Below are 6484 nucleotides of genomic sequence, written 5' to 3' on the forward strand. Positions count from 1 at the left end.
CCAAGAAACTCGGTTTCTTCAAGAAAGCGGGTTTCTGAAAACCTATTGGTAGTCGAACCATAATTTACGATATACTATTGAATAGGGCTTGTTTAAATTCCGCTGCACTTTTATAATAAATTTCAGGATTGTCAATTAAAGCGCGATCGATAACTGTGGCTAGCGGTTGAGGAATCGCATAAGTGCGATCGCGCACAGGAACCGCATCATTTTGTAAAACCGCCAAAAACGGATCTTGATCCTCCAAATTTCGCGGGGAATATCCCGTTATCATCACATACAAACAAGCCGCCGCCGCCCAAACATCAACATCCGGTTGCGTGTACTTATAATTTACTACCTGCTGTCGCGGCATAAAATACGGCGTACCCACAACATTACCAGTCATCGTTTGGCCGCTTAAACCCGCTTGATCAAAAGCCTTTGCTAACCCATAATCCCCAATTTTTGCAACTTGTTTCCCACCCACATTCGCCAGAAAAATATTCCCCGGTTTCAAATCCCGGTGAATCAAACCCCGTCCTTTTGCAAAACTACCATCAGCCAATCTGACATTGGGAATTTCTGCATTATGAGTGTAAGTTAAACCATCTAAAACTTGCAAAATAATAGCCACAGCCTCACCAATCGGCAAAGTGCTGAAACCGCGTTTTTCCATCAAATCAACAACACTACCGCCATCGCAGTATTCCATCGTGAAAAAGAAAGTTTCATCCGCATAACCAAACTCTTTTAATCCTACCACATTGGGATGTTTTAAAACTTTCATATTTTCAACTTCCCGCAAAAACCAATTAACCGCCCGCTGATTTGCCGCCACTTTTGGCAACATCACCTTCAGCGCAACTTGTTCCTTTGTCCGCTTGTGCTGCGCCAAATAAACCAAACTAAAACCTCCCCTACCCAATTCTTTGAGCAAAAGGTAATCGCCGAGAACTCCGATATGGCTTTCATTAGCCACAGCTTTCAACAGAAAACCTTGCAGCATTTCCCACAGATTGGCTTGATTTGAGGGAACGATTGGTGGTGATTGTTGTTGGAGATTTTTGGCAATTTCCGGGTCAATAGCAACAGCAACTCGAAAAGAAGTATCGCTGAGTGTAAATTCATCTCCCCCCTGCAAGTCATATTCTGGGAATTGGATTTGAGCCGCTTCTTCGGGAGTGTGATGAGCTTCTCGCTGACCGATTTTTTTGCCATTAACAAAAGTGCCATTTTTGCTACCGAAATCGCGCACCCGGATATCGGGAGGATTGATATCTAGCAAACAGTGATAGCGGGAAATGGTGCGATGTTTTTCGTCGTCGGGAATCTTAGGATAGCAATCTTTGGCGCGGCCAATAATGCAAGTTGTGCGGGTGTCAAAGATGAATTCTCGGCCTTTGAGATTCCCGGAAGTGATGGTGAGGGTAACTTTTGAGCTCATATCGATTTCGTATTTGGGATTTTGGACTATCGAAACTCTTACTCTCCCCCTTAACAAGAGGCTAACTCTTACTCCCCCCCTTAGCAAGGGGGGGCTGGGGGGGTAAAACGCCCGATGTTATAAACGATTAAATCTAATCTACCCTCCTAACTCTAACTCCCGCCCTTAGCAAGAAATTAACTCTTACTCCCCCCCTTAGCAAGGGGGGGCTGGGGGGGGTAAAACGCCCGATGTTCTCAGCGATTAAATCTAATCTACCTAACTCTAACTCCCGCCCTTAGCAAGAAATTAACTCTAACTCCCCCCCTTAGCAAGGGGGGGCTGGGGGGGGTAAAACACCCGATGTTCTCAACGATTTAATCCCCTCTACAATAACCTCTAAAACCCCATCCAAATTATGATAAACATCCTCATTAGTAAACCTCAAAAAATTAATCCTTGCCGCTTCAATAAACTCTTGCCTTTCTGCATCATATTCTACAGCGCCATCCACAAAATGGCTGTCACCATCAACTTCTAGTGCTAACTTGATTTCGGGCGAGTAGAAATCTAGCACAAATGCTGCTACACTATATTGTCTGCGAAATTTACAATTCTCAAGCTGTCTGTTTCTGATCCGTTTCCATAGCTGCTTTTCAGCTTCTGTCATTTCTCTGCGAAGCTTCTGCCGCTTGAATTTTTCTGAGCTTCTGTTGTAGAGTTTTGTCATTGTTATATAGGATTTAACCCCCCCCAGCCCCCCCTTGCTAAGGGGGGGAGTAAGAGTTATTTGAGTTTTATTGTTGGTTGTTTGATATTTTTACCCCCCCCAGCCCCCCCTTGGTAAGGGGGGGAGTAAGAGCGTTTTTTTAGTTTGTTCGTTTGTTGTTTAGGATTTAACCCCCCCCAGCCCCCCCTTGGTAAGGGGGGGAGTAAGAGTTATTTGAGTTTTTTAGTTGGTTGTTTGATATTTTTACCCCCCCAGCCCCCCCTTGGTAAGGGGGGGAGCAAGAGTTATTTGAGTTTTATTGTTGGTTGCTTAGTCTTGGTTGTTAATGCAAACTACAAATTTTGTTTCTAAATTATGGAGTTTGGAGGCTGTTGGTGGGGAGGTAGAAACCGGGTTTCTTCCTGAATCTGGGTGATGATACATAAATTATCGCAGAAACCCGGTTTCTGAGATTGATTTTACTTTGATTATTTGCTCGTTATGTCCCGACAACCCCGTCGGAAACCTAGACAGGGCATGGCTTCGTGGTTTTGGGCTTTGTTATAAATCTTTATGAAATGCTGAAACGCTTAGATGTTACAGTCTACAAGTCTCGACGCGAGAGGAGAGAACAGCACCCAGCTACCAACATTTTTCTTTACCACCCACCCCCCTCCCAATATAAACCCCCCAGGGAAGTGAGCTTCTGGTGCTTTCTCTGAAAAAGTGAGGTCTTTGTATTTAAAGTAGTAGTGCAGCCATTGGTTATTTTTTCTCCAGCCTACCCGATCGCCAAACTTATCCCAAACCTCCCTATCAAATTCTCTGGTTCCCCCCAAACTTTGATAGATGCGCTTCTGCACGCTAAAGCCGAAGCGCCCATTGCTGTATTTTACCCAAAGTTGGTCAATGGTTCGCAAGTCCTCGCAGGGGAATTTATCAATATGTTCTACATCCAGCCATTCTTCTTTCTCCCTACCCGCCACCTTCAACATCACTCTCGCCGTTTCCTCATCGGCTTCTTTCCACTTTTTAGCCGCCAATAAATTCCGCAAGTTTATATAATCCATCCCCACGGCTGAAATCACCCGCGTAGTCTCAGCAGCCACTGGTTTTGGTATCAGCAAATCCAACCATTCCTGCACCGACTGCGGGCGATTTTGCGGTTCCAACTCCATCCCTTTGATAATCGCCGCATTCACCCTGTCGCTAATCTCTGAATTGTGCTGCTTTGGCGGAGTTAAAGGAATATTTTGCTTCCTGAATTGCGACGGAAACGGCAACTCACCAGTCAACATGACATAAAGCGTTGCTGCTAGGGAATAAACATCAGTATAAGCACCAAGTTCGGCGCGTTTTTCTAATAATTCAATGGGTGCGTAACACTCAGTCCCGGAATTGCTATTTGTCCTCAATTTCCCCGGTGCTGTCACCTGTCGCGCTAAGCCAAAATCAATCAAAACTGCACCCCCCTGGCCCCCCTTATTAAGGGGGGAAGAAGAAATTTTGCCCCCCTTACTAAGGGGGGGAGAAGAAATTTCGCCCCCCTTACTAAGGGGCGAAGAAGAGAAGAGGGGATTTTCTCTTACTCCCCCCCTTACCAAGGGGGGGCTGGGGGGGGTTCTTATCATAATATTTTGGGGTTTAACATCGAGGTGAGTAAATCCTTGCTGGTGAACAAAACTCAGGGCGCTTCCCACTTGCTGAATAATTGGTAAAGCTTTTTCTTCCGACAAAATGCCGTTATCTTCGAGATGGCTAGCTAAGTCAAATCCGTCGATTAATTCCATCACCATGCACCACAATTCGATATTTTCCACTGTTTCGGGAAACACTTCGTAAACTTGGACAACGTGGGGATGGCTGCACCGGGCTAAAGATAAAGCTTCGTTGACAAATTTGGTTTGGTATTCGCGAAAGTTTGGCTTACCTTGAACGTTGGCATTTAGGGTTTTGATGGCGACTACTTTACCTTCTTTGCGGTTTTGAGCGCGGTAGGTGACACCGAATCCACCGCCGCCGAGGATTTCTTCGATTAGGTATTTGCCTTGGTGTAGTTGTTGTCCGGGGGGCCAGTGCCTCATGATGGGTATGTGAGGATGTAGAGAGGATGGTTTTGATTATAGCTGAGACGGGGGGAGTTTGTTGGATGCACGCTCTAATTTGTAGAGTGCATCAGTGAGTGCAGATATTCTTGATTGTTGTGAAGATTCGTGCTGACGCACCTTACGATTTAACGTTTTTGTAACGTGCGTCAGTGTGGAGATTCTCAATTTTTGAGAAGATAACGCACACGGACGCACCCTACTATTTAACGTGACGGTTTATGGTTGAATGAAAATACCGATCGCATTATGAACTCTCGCAGCAGTTGACGGAGGTCGATCGAGCAAACTACCTCCCAAATACAAACTCGTCGAACTTCCCCCATCCAAATTTAAAGCATCCACAGCACCCATTTGCTGCAATATCAGCGCCAGTTCTGCGAAATTTGGCCCCGCCCCGCCCGCGCGATTGTGCACCGCTACAATCAGCAAATTACCCGCAGCATTTCGCCCGATCGCACTTCTAATTGCTGTCTGTCTAACATAGGCATCGCTAAACCCTTCCGCCTTAGCATCCAGCACAACTTGACTGTTTTGTACCAACACAGGCCCGCCGCCGAGAATGTAAGGAAAACGGTTAAAATCATCAGGAAAAGTGTTAGTTTCTAAACGCAATAAAGTGCCGATGGATAGTTCAGATGCAGGGGAAAAATCGGAACGTAAAACCAAAATATAACCGTTAGCTGGAATGGGAAAAGTTGTTGTTCCCGGCGTACCTCCGGGGGATTGGCTGACAACCCTATCGCCCGCAACTGTCACAACTATTTCATTGCCAGACAGCGGAGTATAAGTTGTTCCCCAATCAGGAGTGTAGCGACCGATTCCCGATTGCACGTAGGCACTATTGAGATGAGAAATCGGCAAAATTTGATTTGCCGAAGTGATCACAGTTTCTTGCAAAGTCAAACGATCGATCATAAATTCTCCCCGATCGTTCCAGCCGATCGCCCCCCGGTTCAAAATCGGCCCAGAAAGCCATTTATTGTCCCGCCGAATTGCCCCTAAAGCTAAGCGATTAATTCGATTGAAAAAACCTGCATTAATCGCCGCAGCCGCACCCGAAACTTCTGCTGTTTGCAATAAAGGTGCAGTGCCTTGATCGGCAGGCGGATTGCTGAGAATTGGTCGAATTTTTACACCAGCTTGACGCGGATTAACTTCTAACCAAACTACTGGAAAACGAGCAGTTCCTAAATTTTGATACTGCTGCCGCCACTGCACACCGGGCGCCCAAGCAATGTTTTTTTCTACTAACGAATCTGGCCGAATGTCGATAACTAATCGATTGGGATTTCCCAGGCTGAAAACTTGCGGCCGCCAACCTAAAGGAATCTTCACTTTGACTTTGGTTTGAACGCCGTCAGGTTCGACTTTTAGTGATAGCAATTGTTTGCTGGTTGAGAAAGTCTGCTGAATTATGGCGGGAACGACTTTGGCATCGATCGCGATCGACCATTCTTGACCGGCGATCGGCGCTGCGGGCGTTATTTGCAGCGGCAGGGCGGGTTTGGTCGGGTCGTCTGGTGTTTCGAGGTTTGGCGCTGGGCGGAGGTTTGGCAGTGGGATAGCGGGCTTTGTGGGGTCGTCCGGGGGGTTGGGTGTGGGTGTCGGCGACGGGATTGGTTTATTGACAAAGTTGACTTGCCACGGAGTTGGTCGATCGAGATCTACTACAATGCGATCGCCCGATTCTATTTCTGCTTGCCGAATTCCGGTAACACTTGCAGTTTGAGAAGTAATTTTTAGAATATTCCCATCAGCAGATATCTCCCAGCCCGCAAGTCTAGCAAAATCGGTAACATCTAAGTAACGATACGGGCCTGTTGCCCGCGCTGCTAAGCTTTGAGCACCGGTTAAAGATACCGAAAACCACTGCACCGGTTGTTTGGCACTGTCGGCGCTGCTAAGCAAATCCACTCCCGCACTTTGCATCAATCCAACATCAGCAATCCAAGTTCGGAAATTCCCAGAAGTGCTGTTTGCCGGCTGCTGAGTCCAACTTAGGGGGAGAATGCGGCCGTTTAGGGACACTTGGCGGCCTTGTATAATTCTCGAAGATGGTGGTAGGGATTGAGTCAAAAACCTATAGTCCGACAGGGGTTGAAACCCCTGTCTCATAGCTGAAGTCCTCTCAAGAGGACTATCGGTCAATATTTCAGTCGGTTTTAACTGAGATGTTGCACTATTCTCAATTACTTGTTTAGCAACAGGCAAGATGCCTGTTCCACAAGAAAATTCACTCTTTGTGGAACGGGCATCTTGCCC

Annotated in this window: 4 protein-coding genes; all 4 read right to left on the reverse strand. The window is 46.6% G+C overall.

The genetic code is table 11. The annotated features are described in order from the left end of the window. Positions 1-64: 64 nt before the first annotated feature. The gene (locus tag QUB11_RS25580) at positions 65-1426 is read right to left on the reverse strand and encodes a protein kinase domain-containing protein (RefSeq protein WP_333200142.1); all 1362 of its coding nucleotides are present in this window, start codon (positions 1424-1426) and stop codon (positions 65-67) included. 307 nt (positions 1427-1733) lie between these two features. Next, positions 1734-2135, reverse strand: a complete 402-nt coding sequence (locus tag QUB11_RS25585) for an endonuclease domain-containing protein (RefSeq protein ID WP_333200144.1) — start codon at positions 2133-2135, stop codon at positions 1734-1736. 569 nt (positions 2136-2704) lie between these two features. Further along, positions 2705-4198, reverse strand: a complete 1494-nt coding sequence (locus QUB11_RS25590) for a serine/threonine-protein kinase (protein ID WP_333200146.1) — start codon at positions 4196-4198, stop codon at positions 2705-2707. 240 nt (positions 4199-4438) lie between these two features. After that, positions 4439-6484 (reverse strand): phosphodiester glycosidase family protein (locus QUB11_RS25595; RefSeq protein WP_333257602.1); only part of this gene is annotated, 2046 nt, incomplete at its 5' end.

It is taken from the genome of Microcoleus sp. B6-A1 (assembly GCF_036705085.1).
In the GTDB taxonomy this organism is placed as follows: domain Bacteria; phylum Cyanobacteriota; class Cyanobacteriia; order Cyanobacteriales; family Microcoleaceae; genus Microcoleus.